23 protein-coding genes and 1 tRNA gene are annotated in these 20623 nt (G+C 63.7%); 8 read left to right on the top strand and 16 right to left on the bottom strand.

The window, feature by feature from the left end; translation table 11 throughout:
* Positions 1-118: 118 nt before the first annotated feature.
* Positions 119-1024: a lytic transglycosylase domain-containing protein gene (locus tag F3K02_RS09395; RefSeq protein ID WP_177135296.1), complete on the bottom strand. Its 906-nt coding sequence runs from the start codon at positions 1022-1024 to the stop codon at positions 119-121.
* Positions 1025-1749: 725 nt separating this feature from the next.
* On the opposite strand from F3K02_RS09395, the gene F3K02_RS09385 reads away from it, so the two are divergent.
* The gene (locus F3K02_RS09385) at positions 1750-4506 is read left to right on the top strand and encodes a DUF349 domain-containing protein (RefSeq protein WP_177135294.1); all 2757 of its coding nucleotides are present in this window, start codon (positions 1750-1752) and stop codon (positions 4504-4506) included.
* 51 nt (positions 4507-4557) lie between these two features.
* On the opposite strand, the gene F3K02_RS09380 is transcribed toward F3K02_RS09385, so the two are convergent.
* The 6 genes from F3K02_RS09380 to F3K02_RS09355 are packed head-to-tail and all read right to left on the bottom strand — an operon-like array spanning position 4558 to position 9924.
* The gene (locus tag F3K02_RS09380; protein ID WP_246309335.1) at positions 4558-5418 is read right to left on the bottom strand and encodes a M90 family metallopeptidase; all 861 of its coding nucleotides are present in this window, start codon (positions 5416-5418) and stop codon (positions 4558-4560) included.
* Positions 5415-6227 carry a UDP-2,3-diacylglucosamine diphosphatase gene (locus F3K02_RS09375; RefSeq protein WP_177135293.1) on the bottom strand — a complete coding sequence of 271 codons (813 nt, stop codon included), beginning with the start codon at positions 6225-6227 and terminating at the stop codon, positions 5415-5417. Before F3K02_RS09375 ends, F3K02_RS09380 begins: the two co-directional genes overlap by 4 nt.
* Positions 6228-6267: 40 nt before the next feature.
* Positions 6268-6774 (bottom strand): peptidylprolyl isomerase, encoded by a 507-nt coding sequence (locus F3K02_RS09370; RefSeq protein WP_177135292.1) that lies wholly within the window; start codon positions 6772-6774, stop codon positions 6268-6270.
* A 2-nt stretch (positions 6775-6776) separates the two neighbouring features.
* Positions 6777-7394 (bottom strand): peptidylprolyl isomerase, encoded by a 618-nt coding sequence (locus tag F3K02_RS09365; protein WP_246309257.1) that lies wholly within the window; start codon positions 7392-7394, stop codon positions 6777-6779.
* Complete coding sequence (locus tag F3K02_RS09360) at positions 7394-8899, bottom strand: L,D-transpeptidase family protein (protein WP_246309256.1); 1506 nt, start codon at positions 8897-8899, stop codon at positions 7394-7396. The genes F3K02_RS09365 and F3K02_RS09360 overlap by 1 nt, the downstream gene beginning before the upstream one ends.
* A complete protein-coding gene (locus F3K02_RS09355; protein ID WP_177135290.1) occupies positions 8899-9924 on the bottom strand; it encodes a tetratricopeptide repeat protein in 1026 nt (341 codons plus the stop codon). The genes F3K02_RS09360 and F3K02_RS09355 overlap by 1 nt, the downstream gene beginning before the upstream one ends.
* Before the next feature lie 324 nt (positions 9925-10248).
* On the opposite strand from F3K02_RS09355, the gene cysS reads away from it, so the two are divergent.
* The 7 genes from cysS to F3K02_RS09320 all read left to right on the top strand — a co-directional run bounded on the left by cysS (position 10249) and on the right by F3K02_RS09320 (position 17262).
* On the top strand, positions 10249-11637 hold the full coding sequence (cysS, locus tag F3K02_RS09350; protein ID WP_177135289.1) for a cysteine--tRNA ligase: 1389 nt from the start codon (positions 10249-10251) through the stop codon (positions 11635-11637).
* Positions 11637-12287: a DNA-3-methyladenine glycosylase family protein gene (locus F3K02_RS09345; RefSeq protein WP_177135288.1), complete on the top strand. Its 651-nt coding sequence runs from the start codon at positions 11637-11639 to the stop codon at positions 12285-12287. Before cysS ends, F3K02_RS09345 begins: the two co-directional genes overlap by 1 nt.
* Positions 12288-12396: 109 nt before the next feature.
* A complete protein-coding gene (locus tag F3K02_RS09340; protein WP_177135287.1) occupies positions 12397-13386 on the top strand; it encodes an acetyl-CoA carboxylase carboxyltransferase subunit alpha in 990 nt (329 codons plus the stop codon).
* A gap of 67 nt (positions 13387-13453) precedes the next feature.
* Entirely contained in the window at positions 13454-14398 is a 945-nt protein-coding gene (gene tilS, locus F3K02_RS09335) for a tRNA lysidine(34) synthetase TilS (RefSeq protein WP_246309331.1), read from the top strand.
* A gap of 102 nt (positions 14399-14500) precedes the next feature.
* Complete coding sequence (locus F3K02_RS09330; RefSeq protein ID WP_177135286.1) at positions 14501-15781, top strand: aspartate kinase; 1281 nt, start codon at positions 14501-14503, stop codon at positions 15779-15781.
* A 65-nt stretch (positions 15782-15846) separates the two neighbouring features.
* Positions 15847-15939, top strand: a tRNA-Ser gene (locus tag F3K02_RS09325).
* A gap of 165 nt (positions 15940-16104) precedes the next feature.
* On the top strand, positions 16105-17262 hold the full coding sequence (locus F3K02_RS09320; RefSeq protein ID WP_177135285.1) for a tyrosine-type recombinase/integrase: 1158 nt from the start codon (positions 16105-16107) through the stop codon (positions 17260-17262).
* A gap of 36 nt (positions 17263-17298) precedes the next feature.
* On the opposite strand, the gene F3K02_RS09315 is transcribed toward F3K02_RS09320, so the two are convergent.
* From F3K02_RS09315 to F3K02_RS09270, 9 genes are all read right to left on the bottom strand, one after another.
* Positions 17299-17532 (bottom strand): hypothetical protein, encoded by a 234-nt coding sequence (locus F3K02_RS09315; protein WP_177135284.1) that lies wholly within the window; start codon positions 17530-17532, stop codon positions 17299-17301.
* Positions 17516-17674 carry a hypothetical protein gene (locus F3K02_RS09310; protein WP_177135283.1) on the bottom strand — a complete coding sequence of 53 codons (159 nt, stop codon included), beginning with the start codon at positions 17672-17674 and terminating at the stop codon, positions 17516-17518. The genes F3K02_RS09315 and F3K02_RS09310 overlap by 17 nt, the downstream gene beginning before the upstream one ends.
* A gap of 75 nt (positions 17675-17749) precedes the next feature.
* A complete protein-coding gene (locus F3K02_RS09305; protein WP_177135282.1) occupies positions 17750-17938 on the bottom strand; it encodes a hypothetical protein in 189 nt (62 codons plus the stop codon).
* 157 nt (positions 17939-18095) lie between these two features.
* Positions 18096-18398 (bottom strand): hypothetical protein, encoded by a 303-nt coding sequence (locus tag F3K02_RS09295; RefSeq protein ID WP_177135280.1) that lies wholly within the window; start codon positions 18396-18398, stop codon positions 18096-18098.
* The gene (locus F3K02_RS09290) at positions 18395-18757 is read right to left on the bottom strand and encodes a hypothetical protein (RefSeq protein WP_177135279.1); all 363 of its coding nucleotides are present in this window, start codon (positions 18755-18757) and stop codon (positions 18395-18397) included. The genes F3K02_RS09295 and F3K02_RS09290 overlap by 4 nt, the downstream gene beginning before the upstream one ends.
* Positions 18747-18992 (bottom strand): hypothetical protein, encoded by a 246-nt coding sequence (locus tag F3K02_RS09285; protein ID WP_177135278.1) that lies wholly within the window; start codon positions 18990-18992, stop codon positions 18747-18749. The genes F3K02_RS09290 and F3K02_RS09285 overlap by 11 nt, the downstream gene beginning before the upstream one ends.
* The gene (locus F3K02_RS09280) at positions 18992-19393 is read right to left on the bottom strand and encodes a hypothetical protein (protein WP_177135277.1); all 402 of its coding nucleotides are present in this window, start codon (positions 19391-19393) and stop codon (positions 18992-18994) included. The genes F3K02_RS09285 and F3K02_RS09280 overlap by 1 nt, the downstream gene beginning before the upstream one ends.
* Entirely contained in the window at positions 19390-20409 is a 1020-nt protein-coding gene (locus F3K02_RS09275; RefSeq protein ID WP_177133711.1) for a hypothetical protein, read from the bottom strand. Before F3K02_RS09275 ends, F3K02_RS09280 begins: the two co-directional genes overlap by 4 nt.
* A 2-nt stretch (positions 20410-20411) precedes the next feature.
* Positions 20412-20618, bottom strand: coding sequence for a hypothetical protein (locus F3K02_RS09270; protein ID WP_177135276.1), 207 nt, complete (start codon positions 20616-20618; stop codon positions 20412-20414).
* Between the last annotated feature and the right edge of the window lie 5 nt (positions 20619-20623).

Genomic DNA, 20623 nt, shown 5'->3' with positions numbered 1-20623 from the left:
AGGTGGGGTAGCGAGCCCCGCACCTTGAGTGCCTATCGCCAGTTGCGTACGGGGTCTAGTTTATCCGAGCAGGGCGGCCAGGCGCCTGGGTGGGCGATATTTCCCGGGGCGGGGTGGATCACGAACTGGCCAGCAGCAGGGGTGTTTCCACGGTTTCCGCAACGGGGGGGGCAGCGTCGGCTGCCTCCAGTTCGGTGGCGTCGGGCGCTGGCGGCGTCTCGGTTTCAGCGGGCGCGACGACCGGTATGGTTCTGTAGCTGGGGAAACGGGTGGGCATGGGCTTGCCCAGCGCCACGCTCTGGATGCGCAGGTGTTCGGCCATCACCTTGTTGATGTAGCCGCTGCCATCGGTGGTGACCGCACCGACGTACAGGCGCAGACCGCCTTCGATGGAGCCCGCCCTTTTGATGCAGTCCTGCAGCACCTGTGCACCCACCCGCAGGTTGGACACGGGGTCGAACGCCGCCAGCTGGCCGCCAAAGTCTTCGTATTTTTCAGTGTGCACGCGCGTGAGCACCTGCATCAGCCCTTGCGCGCCGACGGGGCTCTGGGCAAACGGGTTGAAGCGCGACTCCACGGCCATCACCGCCAGGATCAGGGTCGGGTCCATCCGCGCCTTTTCGCCCACCTCAAAAGCTTCAGCCACCAGGACCCCCAGCGGCTCCGGAGCAACCCGGTACTTGCGGCTCAGCCAGAAGGCCACGTTGGCCTGTTGCTTGGGCAGTTGGGCGGGCAGCACGGCCGTCACCCGTGGCACGGCTTCGGGTTCGGGTTCGAACGCGACCACGGGCGTTGCGGCCACCTGGCGTTGCTGCAGCCATCCCAGCAAGTGTTGCTCGGCGTCGCTGCGCAGGTCGTGGCGCGCGGCCAACGTGATCAGGCCCACGGCGAGAACGGTGCCCAGCAGCGCAACACTGTTGTGGGTGATGGCGAGGAAGCCCTGGACCACGTCGCTCAGGGCGGTGTTGAGGGATGCCTTGGCACCTGGGGTGCTCTTGTGGTGGCGGGGGGTGGTGTCATTCATGATGTCTCTCCTGTCGGTGCCGCGATGACCGGGTGGGTCTGTGCGGCTGGCTGGGCACCTCATCGAGGCGGGCTTTGTGAGCCATCGCGTTCGATGGACCCTGCTGGGTCAGCGGCTCGGGTTTACTCTGAAGGGCAAAACCGGCGAATGTTAGGGGGAGTTTAATATCAAGTCAATGTTTAAGAGTTGATTCATAAATACTTAAAGGTATATGTAATGGCGGTGCTGGCCACTTTTTGTGTTCCGTGCTAGCACGGATGCCAGCCCGGATCAGCGGTGCTCGCCGGTCAGCGTTTCAGAGGTACCGCTGGTCGATTCGGGTGCGATCGGGTGTTGTTACTGCTGTTAACAGGGTGACTTTCATCACGCGCCGATCGCGATTGAAAATCTCCATGACGTTGCTCGGGGGTACGTCTTGAAGCGGATCAGGAACCCGGTTAACCTTCAGTTGCCCGTCGTGGATGGGCATCAAACCGGTGACGCGGAGCATCCGCCAACCGGTTCCAAACGGGAGCAATCTGTTGCTTCCAGGCTGGAGAGACATCCAACTCCCTCCGCCAAAACCGACGGCAAGTGCAAATTGCCCGCCGTCAACCCCGGTGGGTTCTGCTCACCGGGGTTTCTTGTTTTTGGGCGTGCCTGATCGGCATGTGAAGCAACAGCAGCGACAATACGGGCTTCGCCAGGCGCTCATGCGCCGGCCCCTATCCCGGAACGATCCCTGTATGTCGCTGTTTTCCCTGCGAAGAAGTCCCCCCCAGTCCAATGCCCCGGAATCTGCCGTGAACACGCCCGCCAGCTCCAAGCAAGCCCCTGCCAACGCCGCACACCCCCTGGATGCGCTGACCGGTGGCGCGTTTTCTGCGCCCACTTCTGGCGAGCGCGCATCCCGCATCCGCGAATGGCTGGCCGGCGAACCGGGTCTGGAGCAGATGACCGAAGTGTTCAAGGAACTGTCGCAGCGTGACCGGGGTGCGGCCAAGCCGCTGAAGGAAAAGCTGGACGAACACAAGCGTTTGAAGGCCCAGGAGCAGATAGCCGCCGAATGGGCCGTCAAGGCCGAGGCCCTCATCGGGCAGGCCCGTCTGAATCTGGCCGATGCCATGGCCTGGCAGCGCGATGCGGCCCGGGCGGGTGCTCCGCTGTCGCGCGAACCGTTGGCGGGGCTGAAGCAGGCCCTGGCCGAACGCGTCAAGGCGATCGAAGATGTGCAGCACCGTGTTCAGGTGGAGCGTGAGTCGGCGGTGTTGATGGCTCAGCGCATCGAGGTGATGTCGACCAAGCCGTGGCGCGAAGCCCAGCAGAGCGCCGAAGCGCTGCGCACCGACGTGGCTCAATGGCAGCAGCAGGCCAGCACCCTGGCCGATGACGCCCAGTGGCCCAGCGTGGAGCCGAAATTTCCCCCCATGCTCCAGGCTTCGCGCAGCCAACTGCAGCTGGTGTGGGAGGCTTTTGAAGCCGCCCTGGCCCAGGCAGTCGCAGCCGACGCCAACCCGCAGGCTCCGCTGCCGGCCGTGCCGGTGTGGGCGGATGAATTGCGTGCCGCGCGCGGTATGGATGCCGCTGTGCCGGGCGAAAAAACCGCTCACGATGCCCAGGCCGCCCAGGAGCGCCGGGCCAAGGTGCTCGCAGAGCTGGATCGGGCCCTGGGTGTGCTGGAGCGCGAGCTGGCCGAAGGCCATGGAAAAGCCACGCCGAAGGCCGCGGCCGATGTGCGTGCGGTGCTGAAGTCGCACGCCCGCCTCATTGGTCCCGAGCTGGAGGCCCGCGCCCACGCGGCGCTGACCCAGGCCGGAGATCTGGAAGACTGGCAGCGCTGGCGCGCCGATCAGCTGCGTGAAGAGCTGGTGAAAAAGGCCGAGGCGCTGTTGCAGCCGCCGGAGGGCCAGCGACTGGGCGGGCGCAAGATGCAGGAAACCCTGCGCAGCCTGCGCGATCAATGGAAGGCGACCGACCAGGGCGGCCAGCCCAACCACGCGCTGTGGAAGCGTTTCGACGAAGCCTGCACCGAGGCGCACAAGAGCGTTGAAGTCTGGTTGACCCAGGTCCGCCAGCAGGCGGAGGCCCACAAGACCCAGCGCATGGCCATCATTGAAGAGCTCAAGGCCTGGACCGCCATGCATGGGCAAAGCACCGACTGGAAGGCACAGGTGCGTGAGCTGCACGCGTTTTCCGAGCGCTGGCGGGAAGCCGGTCACCTGAGCGAAAAGGCGTTTGCCGAAATGCAGCCGCTCTGGAAAACCGCCATGCACGCCGCGCACGCCGGACTCGAAGCCGCGCAGGCACAAAGCGTCGAGCGTCGCCGTGCCCTGATCGACGAAGCCAAGGCCATGGGCGCAGCGCCCCAGTTGCGCATTGACGCGGTCAAGGCGCTGCAACAGCGCTGGCAGGCCGAGGCGCACGCAGTGCCGCTGGAGCGCAAACAGGAACAAAAGCTGTGGGAGGCCTTCCGCCAACCCATTGACGAAGCCTTTGCCCGCAAGAGCAGCGAGCGCGAGAAGGCGTCCACGGCACTCAATGCCCACGACCAGCGCGTGCTGGAGGCGTCGCAAGCGGTGGATGCCGCCAGCGCGAGCGGCGACGCCCAGCAGATTCGCACCGCCATGGCGGCGCTGGAAGCCGCCTTGCGCGGTCAGGCGGAGGCTGCAGCTGAACCCGCTCGTGGCGGGGCGAATGCCGTTGCCACGCCTGCCGAGGCCGACGCCACCGACGTGAAGGCGGAAGAAACGCCGATGGCGCCGGTTGCTGACGGCTCCGCGCCGGCCGATGCCGCGGACGAAGTCGCCGCGGCGGAGGCCCCTGCACCCGCCAAGCCCGCCGCCCCGCCCAAGAAGATCGTGGCGGTGCGTGGCGATGACCGGCCGGGCATGAAAAAGACCGAACCCGCCGGACGTGATGACCGACGGGGTCCTCCAGGCCGCGACACCCGCGATGCACGGGGTGGTTTTGGCGGCCGTGGGGACGGGCGAGATGCCCGCGATGGGCGAGGCGGCGAACGGTTTGACCGCGAGCCGCGGGGACCGCGCCTGGGGGATGCCGCTTTCCGTGCCCAGCGTCAGGCGATCGAACACGCCGAAGCGGCGTTGCGCAAGCTCGCGGCGCAGGCGCACGGTGAGGTGTTGACCCAGCTGCTGACCGCCTGGGAGCAGCGCGATGCGTCGCAGTTGCCGACGGCGCAGGCGCTGGGTTCGCGCGTCAACGCGGCGACCCGCAGCGCGTGGTCCCAGAGCCTGAACGGGGGTGCACCTGCTGCGGTGCCTGCCGATGCCTTGCTGCGCCTGGAAATGGCGGCCGAAGTGCCCACGCCGGCCGAACTGCTGGATGCCCGCCGCATGCTGCAACTGCAGTTGCTCACGCGCCGCCACGAAGCCGCGCCAGCCGATACCTGGGCCCAGGATGTGTCCCGTGTGCTGGCCGGCGGTTTTGACGCAGGTGCTGCGCGCCGCCTGCAGAACGCGCTCAAGGTCCTGCTCAAGCGTTGAAAGACACAGAGGTGCGGCCACCGCCCGCCTGGCCAAGTGGGGGGTGGCCGTTTACGGCGGGTGGGCCCGGAAGAACCCGTCGTACAGCGGTAGCAGGGTTGGGCATTCGAGGGCGAAGCGCTCGCGGTTGACGAAGTAGGCCTCGCAGGTCACCGCGAAGAACTCCGCCGGGTCCTTGGCGGCATAACTTTCCAGCCACGGGCGTTCACCGCCAAAACGTTCGGCGACGTTCAGCGCTTCACGAAACTGGGTGTAGGCCTCGGTCATGGTCCGGCGCCAGTGTTGTCTGGCCTGGGCCGAATGGGCCGCGCCCCACAAGCCCTGGGTCATCGCGGGTGCGCCATCGGGGGTGTCGCCGGCTTGCATGCCGCGCATGTCCATCTTGTGCACGAATTCGTGGATCACCACGTTGCTTCCGCTGCCGGCCACCTGACCGGCTTGTGCCACATCTTCCCAGCTCAGCATCACCGGGCCGCGGTCCATGGCTTCGCCCGCGAGAACCTCGCGGTAGCGGTGCACCACGCCCGCGGCGTCGATGGACTCCCTCATGGCCACAGCAGCACCCGGTTGCACCACGATGCCCACGAAGTCGTCGTACCAGTCCAGCGCATCCATCGGGTCCCGGGAGCTCCGGGCGGTCGGACTGGCGATGTGCAGCAGCGGCAGGCAGGCCTGTGCCGCGATGCTCAGCGCCATGGCGTCGGTGACCACCAGGCCATGGGCGCCGTGGAATTCCTTCTCAAGCAGGAAATGACCACAGAGCTGTTGCAGGCGAGTCTGTTCGGTGGTGGTGAGTTCGGCCAGGAAGGGGTGTTGCTGCAGCGTTTCGCGCCACAGCGCCGCGGGCAGCGGCAGAGGGCTGCGCCAGCGCCTGGGTAGCCAGCGTTGCAGCAGGCGGGCCAGTGGTTTCAGCACAGGGGCAGTCGCTGCAGTCCGTCCTGCGCTCTGAGGCGAAGCACATCGGCCCGCGGTGGCAGGGCGGTCGGATCCCAGTCGCTGAGTACCACGCGCCGCAGGCCTTGGCCCAGATCGTGCTGATCCGGGCGGTGGGTGTGGCCGTGTATCAAGGTTTGTGAGCCGGCCACCTGCAGCCACTCTCTGGCCGCACCCGCATCCACGTCGGCCCAGAGGCTGGGATCGTGCGCACTGCCGCGTTTGCGGGCCTCGCTTTGCTCGCGCAGTCCGCGGGCGATCGCCTCGCGCTCGCTCAGCGGTTTGGCCAGGAAATCGCGCTGCCAGTCGGCGGAACGCACCACGGCCCGGAACTGCTGGTAGTCGGTGTCGGCCAGACACAGGGCGTCGCCATGGCTGAGCAGCCAGCGCTGGCCACGAAATTCCAGCACGGTGGGATCGTCCAGGCCCTGCATCCCGCAGGCGTCCAGCGCGCGGGTGCCGAGCAGGAAGTCGCGGTTGCCGTGCATGAAATACACCATGGTGTGGCGGCTGTACTCACGCAGCAGCTGGGCGCAGGTGTGCCAGAAGGACGCGGTGTCAGACGCTTCGGGTGCCAGCACATCGTCACCGATCCAGACCTCGAAGAGGTCGCCCAGAATGAACAGCGCATCGGCGCGCTGCGCAGGGGGGTGCTGCAGATAGTGTTGCCACAGGGCGAGCGTGGCGGGCTCCGCCGCCTGCAAGTGCAGGTCGGAAATGAAATCGACCGCTTGCCAGTGCGCGGGTGCGCGCAGGGTGGCGAAGCGGTCGGGGGTCGATTCTGGCATCGGGACGGGGCAGGGAGCCCCCGCCATCAAATGGCGACAGTCAGATGGCGACGGCTTTTTCGATGACGACATCTTCCTTGGGCACGTCGTCATGGAAGCCTTTGCGACCCGTGGCCACGCCCTCGATCTTCTTCACGATGTCCGAACCGGCAACCACCTTGCCGAAAACGGCGTAACCCCAGCCCTGGGCGCTGGGAGCGGTGTGGTTGAGGAAACCGTTGTTGGCGACGTTGATGAAGAACTGGGCGCTGGCCGAGTGCGGGTCGCTGGTGCGCGCCATGGCCACGGTATAGAGCTCGTTCTTCAGGCCGTTGTTGGCTTCGTTGTTGATGGGTGCGTCGGCGGGCTTCTGGTTCATGCCCGGTTCGAAGCCGCCACCCTGCACCATGAAGCCGGGGATGACGCGGTGAAACACCGTGTTGTTGTAGTGACCCTTGTTCACGTACGACAGGAAGTTGGCGGTGGACAGCGGTGCCTTCTCGGCGTCCAGCTCCAGGGTGACGATGCCAAAGTTGGCGATGTGCAGTTCGACTTGGGGGTTGGCCATGTTCATTTCTCCAGAGTGGCTTTGAGGATGGTGAGAGGTGTCTTGGGCACGTTCTGATGCATGCCCTGGTTGCCGACTGGAACGAGCTTGATTTTGTCCACGACGTCCATGCCTGCGGTGACCTTGCCAAAAACGGCATAACCATGGCCGTCGGGGTTGGGGGCGTTCAAGGCGGCGTTGTCCACCACGTTGATGAAGAACTGTGCCGTGGCGGAGTTGGGGTTTTGCGTGCGGGCCATGGCGATCGTGCCGCGGTCGTTCTTCAATCCGTTGCTGGCTTCCAGCGGAATGGGCGCACGGGTCGCCTTTTGCTGGAAATCGGCGTTGAACCCGCCGCCTTGGATCATGAAGTTGTTGATCACGCGGTGGAACACCGTGCCGTCATAGTGTTTGTCGCGCACGTATTGCAGGAAGTTCTCGACCGTTTTGGGGCTCTTGTCTGGATACAGTTCCAGCACGATGTCACCCATGGAGGTGCTCAGGCGCACCTTGGGCGCCTCGCCGGTCGGCGTGCCCTGGGCCCAGGCGGCCACCGGGAACAGGGCCACTGCCGCGCTCGCGACGAGCAGGGAAGCCAGATGACGACGCAATGGGCGTGGCATGAAAGACGTGTTTTGCATCAAAGGGTACCTTCAGAGAATATTTTCCACTGGTCGCGTTCCAGCGCCCAGTACTGTCGGCGCGTCACGCCGCGGGATTGGCCCAGGGGAACCTCGCCAAAGGTCACCACCATGGTGTCCTGGGCATCGCGCCAGCGAAGCAGGGAGAGTTCTTTGAGCTGCAGCTCCCGGGGGCCTTTTTCGGGACGCAGTTCGCTCTCGACGCGCGGCCACCATTGGGCCAGATCGCGGCCCTGGTTCAGGAACCGGCTGGAGTAAAACCCCTTGAGTTGTCCCAGATTGCCTTCGCTCTTGGCGACGCGCCAAGCCTCCAGGGCCGCCTCAAAGGCCTGACGTTCGGTGTCGAGGGCCTCGGGTTGCACCCATTGAAGTTCGGGCGCGATCACGACCGGCGTGGTGCGGATCTGCACGGTCTTGAGCAGCCGCTCCAGGTCCGGGTTGGACAGCACCACGCAGCCATCCGAGGCTTGAGGGGCGCGCACAAATTGTTCCCTCGGCGTGCCGTGCAGCCAGATGCCGCTGCCGGTCTTGCCGCGTTGCACGTCGAGCGGGTTGGGGTAGTTGATCGGCAGTGCTCCCACGCCGTACAGGTCGGGCAGGTTGTCCGGGTTGAGGTTGCTGGTGATGTAGTAAACGCCCAGCGGCGTGCGCTTGTCACCCTCAACGGTTTTCTCGATGCCGGACAGCCCGACGGAGATGTAGAAATCACCCACCAGGTGCAACCGGGGTGCTTTTGCGATCAGGCTGCCCGACGCAGAGGGGGTTTGATTTTCAAACAGGTACAGACGCGAACGTGAAGCATCGATGGCGATGGCATGCCGGCTCTGCGACGACAGGGCGAGGAACTGCGCGGGGATACTCCCGGCGGGTGGTCGCTCCATCAGCGCCCGCAGCCGGCGGTGCGACTCTTCTCGCAGCGTCTTGAGCTGCTCAGAGGCGGCCAGCGCCTTCGTGTCGGGCACATCGCCGAGCTTGTGCACCGGGCGCGTTTGCAGGCTCAGCAAGTCGCCATGCACCAGGTGCGCGAGATGAAAGTTCGGATGATCACGCACCAGTGCGTCGGCCTTGGTCAGTGCTTCGCGCGCCAATCCCTGGCTGATCAACTGGTAGATCTCAATGAGACGGGCCTCGGCCTGGCCCATCAGCGGCATCACCTGTTGCAGGGCTTCACCGGAGAGCGGGCTGGAGAGCAGCCCGGACGCTGCTTTGGGCGTTCCAAGCAACTGGGCAGCGTCCTGAACCTTGCTCAGCGCGTTGTCGAGCATGGACGGGGCGGATGATGCGTTGGCTGGATCGGCGGTGGTGACCACAGCGGTCATCCTGTCCAACAGACCGCCAGACAAGCCCATCGGACCCACGCAGGAACTGATCAAACCGATGGCCAGCGCCAACGCAGCCAGAACGGCCAGTCGAGTGGTCGGGCGCAGCAGGCCGCCAATGCCAGAACTCAGGTTGGCGGTGGGAATGCTGGCATGGCCATGCTGGAAGTACCGCCGACCGGCCATCAGGAACCCGTGGATTCGCGCACGATCAACCAGCGGCTGCCACTCTTGACGAAATCAAGTTTCTTGCGGCTGGTGACATTGAGCGTGTCGGAGCTGTAGTCCTGCTTGAAACTGGCCGATGCGCGATCGCCATCAACCGTTACCGACAGGTCGCTGATGTCCACGCCGATGCGCGAACGCGGCAGGATGCGGGCCTTGCGGTCCGCTTCCCACGCACCGCGGGCCTGGCCGCCGGGAGGCGTGAAGTTGCCGGCGTAGGCGCCCAGGTAGCCTTGCATGTTCTTGCTGGACCAGGCCTTGGCCCAGGAGGACACGGCGGCTTCCACAGCGGCTTCGGCGTTGCCCGAAGCGGCTGGAGCGGGCGTCGGTGCCGGGACTGCGGGCTTGGCCACCGCCACGGGTGCGGTGGCAACGGGCGCCGCTGCCGCCGGAGCTGGCGCCGTGCCCGTGCGGGCACCGCCTTTGGCGTCGGCGCTGAACAGGGTGCGGATCAGGCTGAGCTTGGGGGCCACGGCGGTGTTGCCGGCATCCAGCTGCAGTGCCTTGCTGTACGACTGGCTGGCCAGCTTGGCGTACACGTCACCCAGGTTCTCATGGGCTGTGGCGTAACTGGGGTTGGTGCGGATGGCCATTTCGAGCGCTGCGCGTGCCTTGTCGAACTGGCTTTGTCCGGCGTAAAGAACGGCCAGGTTGTTGTAGGGCTCGGGCAGCTCGGGGAATTCTTCGGTCAGCTTGGAAAAGGTGGCAATGGCATCGCTGTGTTTGCCGCCTTCAGTCTGGATCACGCCTTTGAGAAAGCGCATCTGGGGATCGCGAGGCTTGCTGGCGAGGTACTGGTCCACCTTGCTCAAAGCTTCGCTGAGTTGCCCGGCCCGCATGAGGCGGTTCACCTCGGCGTAATCGTCGGTCTGGGCCATGACCACAGTAGCCCCCAGCGCGGCCGAAACAGCCACCGAGAGCGCCAGCAGGCGCAGTCGGGAGGTGACCAGGGTGGAGGTGCTGCCGCGACTTGAATCGGACAGCATGGACGAAGTTTTGACGGGGTGATGCATGGGACCTCAGAAGAGCGAATGCGGGCAGATCGAAGACCGCGAGCGGGCCTGAAAACATGAATATAGCGCCTGTCTGTGTGTGCTCGCTCAAGACCAAGCTGGCTATACTGGCAGATTGTATCTGAGGGTGTAAGTCCAATGGCTTCCTGACGCCGGTCGGGTGTGACATTCGGCCCGCTCGCACCCACTGCTCCCGATCTTGTGTGCCGCTCCGCGCCTGCTGGCAGGTGCCGACGGAAGGCGCTGTGTTCGGCCTTTGCCCCCTTTGCTTGCGCACGCTGCCCGATTTTTGTTTCCATGACCCTGAGCATTTTCAATACCCTGTCCCGCCGTCCGGAGCCGTTCGAGCCATTGGAACCCGGCCATGTGCGCATGTATGTCTGCGGCATGACCATCTACGACCTGTGCCACATCGGGCACGCCCGGATGATGATGGCCTTCGATGTGGTGCAGCGCTGGCTCAAGGTGAGTGGCTACCGCGTGACCTACGTCCGCAACATCACGGACATCGACGACAAGATCATCAAACGTGCTGTGGAACGGGGCGTCACGCTCAAGGACCTGACAGACGAGATGACCGTTGCCATGCACCAGGACATCGCTGCGCTGGGTATCGAGGCACCCAGTTTCGAGCCGCGTGCCACAGCCTATGTGCCCCAGATGCTGACGTTGATCGGTCAGCTCGAAGCGAAAGGCTTGGCCTACCGCGCTCAGGATGGTGACGTGAACTTCGCGGTACGCCGGTTTCCCGGGTACGGCAAGTTGTCGGGCAAGTCGCTGGACGACCTGCGCGCCGGTGAGCGGGTGGCGGTGGCCAGTGACAAGAACGATCCACTGGATTTTGTGCTCTGGAAAGCCGCGAAACCCGGTGAGCCGGACGAGGCCCGATGGGATGGACCCTATGGTCAGGGGCGTCCGGGTTGGCACATCGAGTGTTCGGCCATGAGTTGCGCACTGTTGGGTGAGTCCTTTGACATCCATGGCGGCGGGGCCGACCTGCAGTTTCCGCACCACGAAAACGAGATTGCCCAGTCCGAGGGGGCGAGCGGGAAACCGCTGGCGCGTTTCTGGATGCACAACGGTTTTGTGCGGGTGGACAACGAAAAAATGTCCAAGAGCCTGGGCAACTTTTTCACCATCCGTGAGGTACTGGCCAAGTACGACGCCGAGACGGTGCGTTTCTTCATCGTCCGCACCCACTACCGCAGCCCGCTCAACTACAGCGACGCGCATCTGGACGATGCCCGTTCCGCCCTCAAGCGCCTGTACACCGCCTTGTCGCTGGTGTCAGCCGAACCGGTGGCCACCATCGATTGGTCGCATCCGTTTGCCCAGCGCTTCCGCGCTGCGATGGACGAGGACTTTGGCACGCCCGAAGCGGTGGCCGTGTTGTTTGATCTGGCGAGCGAAGTCAACCGCAGCAAGGACGCGGCGCTGGCCGGGCTGCTGCGCGCCCTGGGCGGCACGCTGGGGCTGCTGCAGGTCGATCCGGCGGCTTATTTGCAGGGCGGTGGTGCGGCTGCAGGTGGGCTGGACGAGGCGACGATCCAGGCGCTGATCGCGGACCGTGCCGCCGCCAAGGCGGCAAAAAATTTCACCGAAGCCGACCGCATACGCCAGGACCTGCTGGCGCAGGGCGTTGTGCTGAAGGACAGTGCCACGGGCACCACCTGGGAGCGCAGCTGATGGCGTCGTCTGTGTTGCCCGATGTGGGACCCGACGCACCGTTGTACTGGCAGGAGGCCTGCCGCCACCTCATGAAGCGCGACCGGGTGATGAAAAAACTCATTCCGCAACATGCCGGTGTGAGCCTGCAGTCGCGGGGGGATGCTTTCGTCACACTGGCGCGCAGCATCGTCGGCCAGCAGATCTCCGTGAAAGCGGCGCAATCGGTCTGGGACCGTTTTGCCGTGTTGCCCAAGAAGATGTTGCCCGCCCAGGTGCTCAAGCTCAAGGTGGACGACATGCGAGCGGCCGGCCTGTCGGCCCGCAAGGTCGAGTACCTGGTGGACCTGGCCCTGCACTTTGCCAACGACCAGGTGCATGTGAATGCCTGGGCCGACATGGACGATGAGGCCATCATCGCCGAGCTGGTGGCGATCCGCGGCATCGGCCGCTGGACCGCCGAGATGTTCCTGATCTTCCACCTGATGCGGCCCAACGTGCTGCCGCTGGACGATGTGGGCCTGCAGAACGGCATCAGCCGCTGCTATTTTTCGGGTGAGCCGGTGAGTCGCAGCGAGATACGCGAGGTGGCCGCCACCTGGGCGCCGTTCTGCAGTGTGGCGACTTGGTATATTTGGCGCTCGCTGGACCCGGCCCCTGTGGCCTATTGATACCAAAAGACGTCGTTGAAACACCGTCCTGATTTTTCAGGACACGGAACCGCGAACCGCTTGCATGCGGACCGCGGACGGGTCGATACAAGACCACAGGAGTCACACCTTGGCCAAGAAGAACTTTCTCGATTTCGAGCAACCGATTGCCGATCTCGAATCCAAAATCGAAGAACTGCGTTATGTCCAGACCGAATCGGCGGTCGACATCTCCGCCGAGATCGAGCAGCTGTCGGGCAAGAGCCTGCAACTCACCAAAGACATCTACAGCCACCTCACGCCCTGGCAGATCACCAAGATCGCGCGGCATCAGGATCGCCCTTACACGCTGGACTACCTGCGAGAGATCTTCACGCACTTCCAGGAACTGCACGGTGACCGTCACTTCTCGGACGACCTGAGCATCGTCGGTGGCCTGGCCCGCTTCAATGGTCAGCCCTGCATGGTGCTGGGTCACCAGAAAGGGCGCGACACCAAGGAGCGCGGCCTGCGCAACTTCGGCATGACCAAACCCGAGGGCTACCGCAAGGCGCTGCGCCTGATGAAGGTGGCCGAGAAGTTCAAGCTGCCGGTGTTCACCTTCGTGGACACGCCCGGTGCCTACCCCGGCATCGATGCCGAGGAGCGTGGCCAGTCCGAAGCCATTGGCCGCAACATCTTCGAGATGGCGCAACTGGAAGTGCCGATCATCTCCACCATCATTGGTGAAGGTGGCTCGGGCGGCGCCCTGGCCATCTCGGTGGCCGATCAGGTGCTGATGCTGCAGTATTCGGTGTACTCGGTGATCAGCCCCGAAGGCTGTGCCTCCATCCTCTGGAAGACCAGCGACCGCGCCAGCGATGCGGCCGATGCGCTGGGCATCACCGCGCACCGCCTCAAGGCGCTCGGCCTGGTGGACAAGATCGTCAACGAGCCGGTGGGTGGCGCGCACCGCGACCACAAGCAGATGGCCGCCTTCCTCAAACGCGCGCTGACCGACGCCTGGCGCCAGGTGGCCGACCTCAAGGTCAAGGAACTGGTGGACCGCCGTTACGCACGCCTCAACAGCTACGGGCGTTACACCGACACCAAGGCCGAGAGCAAGTCGGACAAGCGCTGAGGTGAGCGTGCCATCCGGACCCGCCAACCCCTGCGAGCAGGCGTTGGCGGCGTGGTGTGCGCGCTGGCTGCCCGCGAGCGCGGATGCCAGCGCATCACCCACAACGGTGGCGGTGGCCTACAGCGCTGGCGCAGACTCCACAGCCCTGCTGCTGGCGGCACAACAGCGCTGGCCGGGCAGGGTGCAGGCCCTGCATGTGCACCACGGGCTGCAGGCGGCGGCCGACGGCTTTGAAGCACTTGCCGTCAGTTTTTGCGAGCTCCATGGCATCGGGCTGCAGGTGCGCCGGGTGCAGGCGGCACATGCCCCGCGTCAGAGCCCCGAAGACGCTGCGCGGGACGTGCGCTACACGACGCTTGCCGACATGGCCCAACAGGCGGGCGCATCCGCGGTGCTGCTCGGGCAGCATGCCGACGACCAGGCCGAGACCCTGCTGCTCGCGCTCAGCCGGGGCGCGGGACTGCCCGGTCTGGCGGCCATGCCGGACCGGTTTCAGCGGCACGGCGTGGTGTTTGGCCGTCCCTTGCTGGGCTTGCCATCCCGGGCCCTGCGCGATTGGCTGGAGACGGCAGGGCATGCCTTTGTGGACGATCCGACCAACACCGACCTGCGCTACACCCGCAACCGCATCCGGGCGATCCTGATGCCGGCCTGGGAGACCTGTTTTCCCGGCTTTCGCCCCCTGCTGGCGCGCAGTGCGGGTCACGCGGCACAGGCGCAGGTGTTGCTCGATGATCTGGCCCTGATCGATCTGGCGCAGACCGGCATGCCGCCCGCCATCCAGGGTCTGCAGTTACTGAGCCGCGAGCGCCAGGCCAATGCGCTGCGTCACTGGCTGCGCTGCAGTGCGGGCGTGGCCGCCAGCGCCGCCCAGCTGGACGAGCTGCTGGACCAGATCGCCGATTGCCGAACGCGGGGCCACCGCATCCGCATCAAGGTGGCCAGCGGTTTCGTGACGCGCGAAGGTGGGCGTCTGGCCTTTGCCCGCCTGACCGGCACCTCGCCGATATAATTCCAAGGCTTTGTCCAGCGCGTTTCGCGCCCCGCAGGATCACCGCAGCGCCCCGGCACCGCGGCTCCTGTTTCAACGATCTTTCCAACCCAATCCAACCCGATGGCTTTGATTGTTCACAAGTACGGCGGCACCTCCATGGGGTCGACCGAGCGCATCCGCAACGTGGCGCGCCGCGTCGCCAAATGGCACAGGGCCGGTCACCAGATGGTGGTGGTGCCCAGCGCCATGAGCGGCGAAACCAACCGCCTGCTGGGCCTCGCCAAAGAGCTGGCCCCGGGCAAGACCGACAGCGCCTACGGCCGCGAACTCGACATGCTGGCCGCCACCGGCGAACAGGCTTCCTCGGCTTTGCTGGCCATCGCCCTGCAGGCCGAGGGCATGGAAGCGGTGAGCTACGCCGGTTGGCAAGTGCCGATCAAGACCAACAGCGCCTACACCAAGGCGCGCATCGAATCGATCGACGACGCCCGCGTGCGCACCGACCTGGACGCCGGCAAGGTGGTCATCGTCACCGGCTTCCAGGGCGTGGACCCGGACGGCCACATCACCACGCTCGGCCGTGGTGGCAGCGACACCTCGGCCGTGGCGGTGGCCGCCGCGCTGAAGGCGGCCGAATGCCTGATCTACACCGACGTGGACGGCGTCTACACGACCGACCCGCGCGTGGTGCCCGAAGCGCGCCGCCTGCTGCGCGTGAGCTTTGAAGAGATGCTGGAAATGGCCAGCATGGGCAGCAAGGTGCTGCAGATCCGTTCGGTGGAATTTGCCGGCAAGTACAAGGTGCCCCTGCGTGTGCTTTCGAGCTTCACGCCCTGGGACATCGACCTGAATGAAGAAGCCGCCTCCGGCACCCTGATCACTTTTGAGGAAGACGAACAAATGGAACAAGCCGTCGTTTCCGGCATTGCCTTCAACCGCGACGAAGCCAAGATCTCCGTGCTCGGCGTGCCCGACAAGCCCGGCATCGCGTACCAGATCCTGGGTGCGGTGGCCGATGCCAACATCGAGGTCGACGTGATCATCCAGAACCTGAGCAAGGACGGCAAGACCGACTTCAGCTTCACGGTGCACCGCAACGATTTCCAGAAGGCCATGGACCTGCTCAAGGGTAAGGTTGTGCCCGAGCTCGGCGCGGCCGACGTGGTGGGCGACGCCCGCATCTGCAAGGTCAGCATCGTCGGCATCGGCATGCGCAGCCATGTCGGCGTGGCCAGCCGCATGTTCAAGTGCCTGAGCGACGAAGGCATCAACATCCAGATGATCTCGACCTCGGAAATCAAGACCTCGGTCGTGATCGACGAGAAGTACATGGAGCTGGCCGTGCGCGCACTGCACCGCGAGTTCGATCTGGACCGCACCGAAGACAGCATCGCCGGCTGAAGTCGGCAGCCACAGCCCCGGTTCCCTCGGGAGAGGGGGCAACTTGAGGCATAATATGAGGCTCCGGAGCGATGACCGAGTGGCCGAAGGTGCTCCCCTGCTAAGGGAGTATGGGGTGTAGAGCCTCATCGAGGGTTCGAATCCCTCTCGCTCCGCCAAGTTTGCCCCGCGTTTCCCATCGGAAGCGCGGGGTTTTTCTTTTTTCCCCTCTATGATTGCGGCTACATCCACCCGGATAGCCCGACATTTCCAGACGTTCACGGCGATAGACCGTGTGGCATCGGTGGGCATCCGTGGTGGCATCGAAAACACAGGGATGCGGGATGCCTACAACGAACAAGCTCACGGACGCCAAGTGCCGTGGCATCAAGCCGGCTGAAAAAGCCGCCAAGTATTTCGACGGCGAGGGCATGCACCTCTACGTTTCCCCAAAAGGCGCCAAGGTGTGGCGCCTGGCCTACAGGATCAACGGGAAGCCCCAGACCCTGGTGATAGGCCCATACCCTGCGGTCAGCTTGCAGGAGGCCCGCCAGAAGCGCGACGAGGCGAAGGCGGTACTCAGGGCAGGGCAGGACCCGAACGCGGCGCGCAAGGCCAAGCGCAACGCTGTCACGCTGGACGAGGCCCACACCGCCTACTGGTCCGGTCGCAAAGACCTGTCCACCTCCTACCTTGAGAACGAGCGCAGAGCCTTCGAGATGCACGTTCAGCCGATGCTGGGCGCTCGAGTCATGCGGGACATTGCTCGAGCCGATGTGCTCGAGACTTTGAACCGATTGGATGCTCGAGGCAAGCACGACTACGCGCGCAAGGTCAGGATGTGGCTGGCTCAGCTATGGGATTGGGCCATCGAGCAGGGGCACGCCACAGAGAACCCGCCGCGATCCATCAAGCCCGAGCGCGCCTTCGGGAAAAAGCAGGTGGAGCACTTCGCCGCGCTGGAATTGCGCGAGGTGCCGGCGTTCATGGAGCGCCTGTCAATCGAGGGCGAACTTCAATCCGTCCTGGCGCTGCGCCTGCTGGCCCTGACGTGGGTCCGCACAAACGAACTCCGGTTCATGCGCTGGGATGAAATCGACGGCGACACCTGGCTGATCCCTGCCGGCAAGATGAAGCGGCGCCGGGAGCATGTGGTTCCGCTGTCCAAGGCTGCTCTGGATCTGCTGAAAGTGCTCAAGCCGCGCGCTGGCTCAAGCGTCTACGTGCTGCCCGCCGAGCACCGGCCTGACCGACCGATCAGCGAGAACGCGATACTGGCGCTGCTGTACCGCATGGGATTCAAAGGTCAGATGACTGGCCACGGGCTGCGCTCGGTGGCCAGCACCTGGGCGAACGAGGCAGGCTATCCGCCCGACGTGATCGAGCGCCAGTTGGCGCATGTGCCTGGAGACAAGACCAGGGCTGCGTACAACCGATCGATTTACCTCGATCAGCGCCGCGCCATGCTGGAGGCTTGGGCTATGTGGCTCTGTCGTGCGTAAATGCTTGTGCCGGTGTTATGCGACGGTGGTCGTCGCCTAATTGGTGTTCAACAACTTCGCCTCAGCAGCGCCTGACAAGCTGTGCGGGTGAGCGCCTTCCTCGAAGTGCTGGCAGGCCAACATGAGGTTGTGCCTTGGGCGCTCGTCAAAGCGCGGCGCTGGCACCAGCGGGTTGTGGCAGTGGCCTTCCCAGCAGCCGTAGCCGCTGGCGCTGCTGCCGAGAAACACGCTCTCTGTCCAATGCTTGCAGTTGTCACAGCGTTTCGCCATGGTCTTCTTCCTCGGTTGAGTCTTCAATGTCGAACACCTCGCCGCAGGCGGCGCAGCGTTCCAGGTTCTCGGGCTGCTGTTCTCCGTCCCAGCCGGTGTCGTACTGGTAATGCACCTTGCAGCCGCATTTAGGGCAGGCCATGGTTTTCTCCGGCGTGTTGCGTTGTTGAACTCTGCGCCCCAGCGGGACGCCTTCAGCGCCCCTGGGCTTCGGTGTTCATACCTTCACCCCATGCGCAACCAGGGTGGACCGCTTCCAGCCCGAGGTCTTGCGCGAAAGGGCGACATCGTATGGCGGCAGCTTGTTCGCCTTGCACATCTTGCGCACGGTGTCGCTGCACACATGGAGCATCTTCGGCAGATCGCCGCGCTTGATGATCTCGTTTGGGTCTTGTTCGGTGGTCATGGCGCATCTCCTTGGCAAAGCGGGCAGGGCAGCAGATAGTCATTCCACGGATCACGTCCGTCACCATGACAGCGCTCGCACTCTTCGTCGTCGTAGTCGATGCACTCATCGCAGCCGTTGCATCCGTCCTCGCAGGTTTGTTCTTCGGTTGTGGTTGTCATGTCTTCGACCTATCAATCGCCTTCCTCAAGGCCCTTTTCTGCTCTGTTGTGATGAACGAATAGTCGTCGTTGCAACCGTATGCTTTGCAGACCTCTTTCACAGCATTCGCCCACTCGGTATTTGCCATGATTGCCTTGATGACCAGGTAGACCATTCCGAGGATGGTCCCGGCTGTCAGCAGGCCGGTGATGATCCCTGACCCATAGTGCAAGGCCACCCACAAGATAGCCGCTGTGCTTGCGTCACCGCTGATCCCTTGGATCGTCTGCAGGACAAGTTTCAGTTCTTCGATGTTCATGCTGTCTGCTCCTGTGTGCTGGTAATGGCTGCGTCGATGGCCATCCCCAAGGCTTCCGCGTAACCGGGTTCGCTGTTAGGTCCGTAGATGATGGTCACTTTGCGGCTTGGCTTTTCATCTGTTGGTGTTGGGACAACAACAGTCAGAGGTTCTCCCTTCGCCAATTGTCGATACCGCGCAGCACCCAACTCCAGCGCCGCCCGTTTCGCCTCCCAAGCAAGCCATTCATCCTTCTGGCTTTCCATCTGGCGTTTTGCCTCGGCAAGCTGCTGCTCAAGCAGTGCGATCCGCTCGCTCAAAGCCTTCACATCTGCATGGTGAGCGCTGGCAAGGTTCCGGCGTTGTGCGTCAGTTGGCATCTCGGGCTCCTTTCTCGGCGGCACACCGAACACCGCTGTCGAACGGCTCAAGCGCATCACGCAACGCATCGGCGTACTGTGCCAGTGACTCCGCCAATTTCTCGTCTGTGCTGTCTGTATCGAGCAAGCGGGCAATCAAAACCAGTGGCTTCATGTTCCGCTCTGTCGTCTCTGTTTTCCGCTTCAAAAGAACTTGAAGTTTGTGCTCGTCTTGGAACGTCCATCTGTCTTTCATCACTCCCCCTCTTTCTCGACCGTGGCCGGTGTGATGCCGTGGGCGGCTTCTACTCCTTCGGGTGCCATAGACGCAGCAGCCCGCACGATGGCTTTTCTGGTAGCTGCCTCCGCGCCTCCATCGACGTGCAGGTGGATAAGCAGCACCTCGAAGTACTCGTTGAGTACCCTAGTGGCTCCGGCATCAATATCGATCTGAACGACCATTCCAAGCCTCACGGCAAGCCTGAGAGCTTCGCCGCTTTCAGCGAGTGGATTCCATCGAAAGCCGGTCAGCATGTTTTTATTGTCATAGGGCACGTTGAAGAAGTAGCGGTCTTGGATGAATGCCGTATCTTTCTCCCAGAACCCCGAAATCCCAGCCGCCCGCGCAGCGCGCTCAAGTAGTTCACGGTCTGTCATTTGAGTTCCACTCCATTCTTTGCCGCGAGCGCGGATTGCCCAGCCTTCAAGCCTTTGTCAAATGCATCCATCAGGCTCATGCTGTCGCCAGCCAGTGCGGAAGGACCCATGTGCTCGATGGCAAGAGTTCCTTCTTCAAACTCACTCAGCATCTGTAGCTGCGTTGGCTGCGAACAATGGGGTTCTGAGAGCGCAGCGATCTTCCGGCACGACCGCTCATGATCTTCCCAGCGGACCAGCGGTATCGCAGACTCGAAGGCGTCGAATGCGTTAGAGTATTTCGACGCTCCGGGCACAAACTTCCCACTGTGGCTACCAAGGTGCCCAGCTATTGGCGTGTCCAGTTCCTGCAGCATTGCCGCCAAGTCAGGCTGGATTGACGGCTTGTAAATTCCGTGACCAAGCATGTGCAGGAACATGCAGAAATTCGCCACATCGCGCGGGTCTCCCTTCTCGACGTGAGCGCGAAGCATGTCGCTCAGGACGTATGGGTCACAGTTCTCCCATCCGCCTCGACCCTTCGCACGCGCTGCGGAAAGCTTGGCTTTCATAGCCACCGAGAAATGATCCACTGCGGCGTCATCTGGGTGCTGCTCATCGGTCAGTGGCGCCGCCTTTGGTGGCGATGTATAGAGCGCCCTATACTCGACTTCATAGCCTTGGGAGTCGATTTGCCAAGCCGGGCGGTCTGATACAGCGCAAGATTGCCACGTAGACCAACCCGGCATTGTTTTTTGTGGGTGGCGGAACCGATGCTGAGCCGCCACCGGCTGCGCGGCCTGCTCGACTTGAGCCTCAAGGGCTGCGATGCGTGCCAGTAGTGGCGCGACTGCTGCGGATTCGATGGCTTCAAGGGCCGCTCGCGTTGCTGGCACTCGCTCGTCCCTTAGTGCTTTGAACTCGTTGGCATATTCTTCTGACCAGCCTTTGCCATGGCAACGCTCCCACAGTTCCCCAAGGCGGTGAGCCTGTCGCTCGAATCGTGCTATCAAAGATTTGGTATCGGTAAGAGCCATGTTCACTCCTTCTGTTCTTTCTCGGCACGCACGGCCTTGAGCGTGAACTCGACTCCAACCCACTCGGCGCAATCGGCGCGGTTGATCGGCATGAAAAATGTCAGCGGCTTGTCGTCTGCACTCATTGGCGCGATTGGCGACTTGAGCATTGACTCAGCCACCAGCACCACACCGAACGGGTTCAGGCCCACGGTGTGCAGGTCGTTCATGATGT

Origin of the sequence: Hydrogenophaga aromaticivorans (assembly GCF_013387465.1) — a bacterium.
Taxonomy (GTDB): domain Bacteria; phylum Pseudomonadota; class Gammaproteobacteria; order Burkholderiales; family Burkholderiaceae_C; genus Hydrogenophaga; species Hydrogenophaga aromaticivorans.
Note: the sequence above shows the minus strand (reverse complement) of the source record. Positions and strands in the feature narration are given on the sequence as shown.

Coding starts and splice junctions, on each gene's coding strand:
- F3K02_RS09395 (WP_177135296.1), bottom strand. CDS start 1,024: ATGAATGACACCACCCCCCGCCACCACAAGAGCACCCCAGGTGCCAAG.
- F3K02_RS09385 (WP_177135294.1), top strand. CDS start 1,750: ATGTCGCTGTTTTCCCTGCGAAGAAGTCCCCCCCAGTCCAATGCCCCG.
- F3K02_RS09375 (WP_177135293.1), bottom strand. CDS start 6,227: ATGCCAGAATCGACCCCCGACCGCTTCGCCACCCTGCGCGCACCCGCG.
- F3K02_RS09370 (WP_177135292.1), bottom strand. CDS start 6,774: ATGGCCAACCCCCAAGTCGAACTGCACATCGCCAACTTTGGCATCGTC.
- F3K02_RS09365 (WP_246309257.1), bottom strand. CDS start 7,394: ATGCAAAACACGTCTTTCATGCCACGCCCATTGCGTCGTCATCTGGCT.
- F3K02_RS09360 (WP_246309256.1), bottom strand. CDS start 8,899: ATGGCCGGTCGGCGGTACTTCCAGCATGGCCATGCCAGCATTCCCACC.
- F3K02_RS09355 (WP_177135290.1), bottom strand. CDS start 9,924: ATGCTGTCCGATTCAAGTCGCGGCAGCACCTCCACCCTGGTCACCTCC.
- cysS (WP_177135289.1), top strand. CDS start 10,249: ATGACCCTGAGCATTTTCAATACCCTGTCCCGCCGTCCGGAGCCGTTC.
- F3K02_RS09345 (WP_177135288.1), top strand. CDS start 11,637: ATGGCGTCGTCTGTGTTGCCCGATGTGGGACCCGACGCACCGTTGTAC.
- F3K02_RS09330 (WP_177135286.1), top strand. CDS start 14,501: ATGGCTTTGATTGTTCACAAGTACGGCGGCACCTCCATGGGGTCGACC.
- F3K02_RS09320 (WP_177135285.1), top strand. CDS start 16,105: ATGCCTACAACGAACAAGCTCACGGACGCCAAGTGCCGTGGCATCAAG.
- F3K02_RS09315 (WP_177135284.1), bottom strand. CDS start 17,532: ATGGCGAAACGCTGTGACAACTGCAAGCATTGGACAGAGAGCGTGTTT.
- F3K02_RS09310 (WP_177135283.1), bottom strand. CDS start 17,674: ATGGCCTGCCCTAAATGCGGCTGCAAGGTGCATTACCAGTACGACACC.
- F3K02_RS09305 (WP_177135282.1), bottom strand. CDS start 17,938: ATGACCACCGAACAAGACCCAAACGAGATCATCAAGCGCGGCGATCTG.
- F3K02_RS09295 (WP_177135280.1), bottom strand. CDS start 18,398: ATGAACATCGAAGAACTGAAACTTGTCCTGCAGACGATCCAAGGGATC.
- F3K02_RS09290 (WP_177135279.1), bottom strand. CDS start 18,757: ATGCCAACTGACGCACAACGCCGGAACCTTGCCAGCGCTCACCATGCA.
- F3K02_RS09285 (WP_177135278.1), bottom strand. CDS start 18,992: ATGAAAGACAGATGGACGTTCCAAGACGAGCACAAACTTCAAGTTCTT.
- F3K02_RS09280 (WP_177135277.1), bottom strand. CDS start 19,393: ATGACAGACCGTGAACTACTTGAGCGCGCTGCGCGGGCGGCTGGGATT.
- F3K02_RS09275 (WP_177133711.1), bottom strand. CDS start 20,409: ATGGCTCTTACCGATACCAAATCTTTGATAGCACGATTCGAGCGACAG.
- F3K02_RS09270 (WP_177135276.1), bottom strand. CDS start 20,618: ATGAACGACCTGCACACCGTGGGCCTGAACCCGTTCGGTGTGGTGCTG.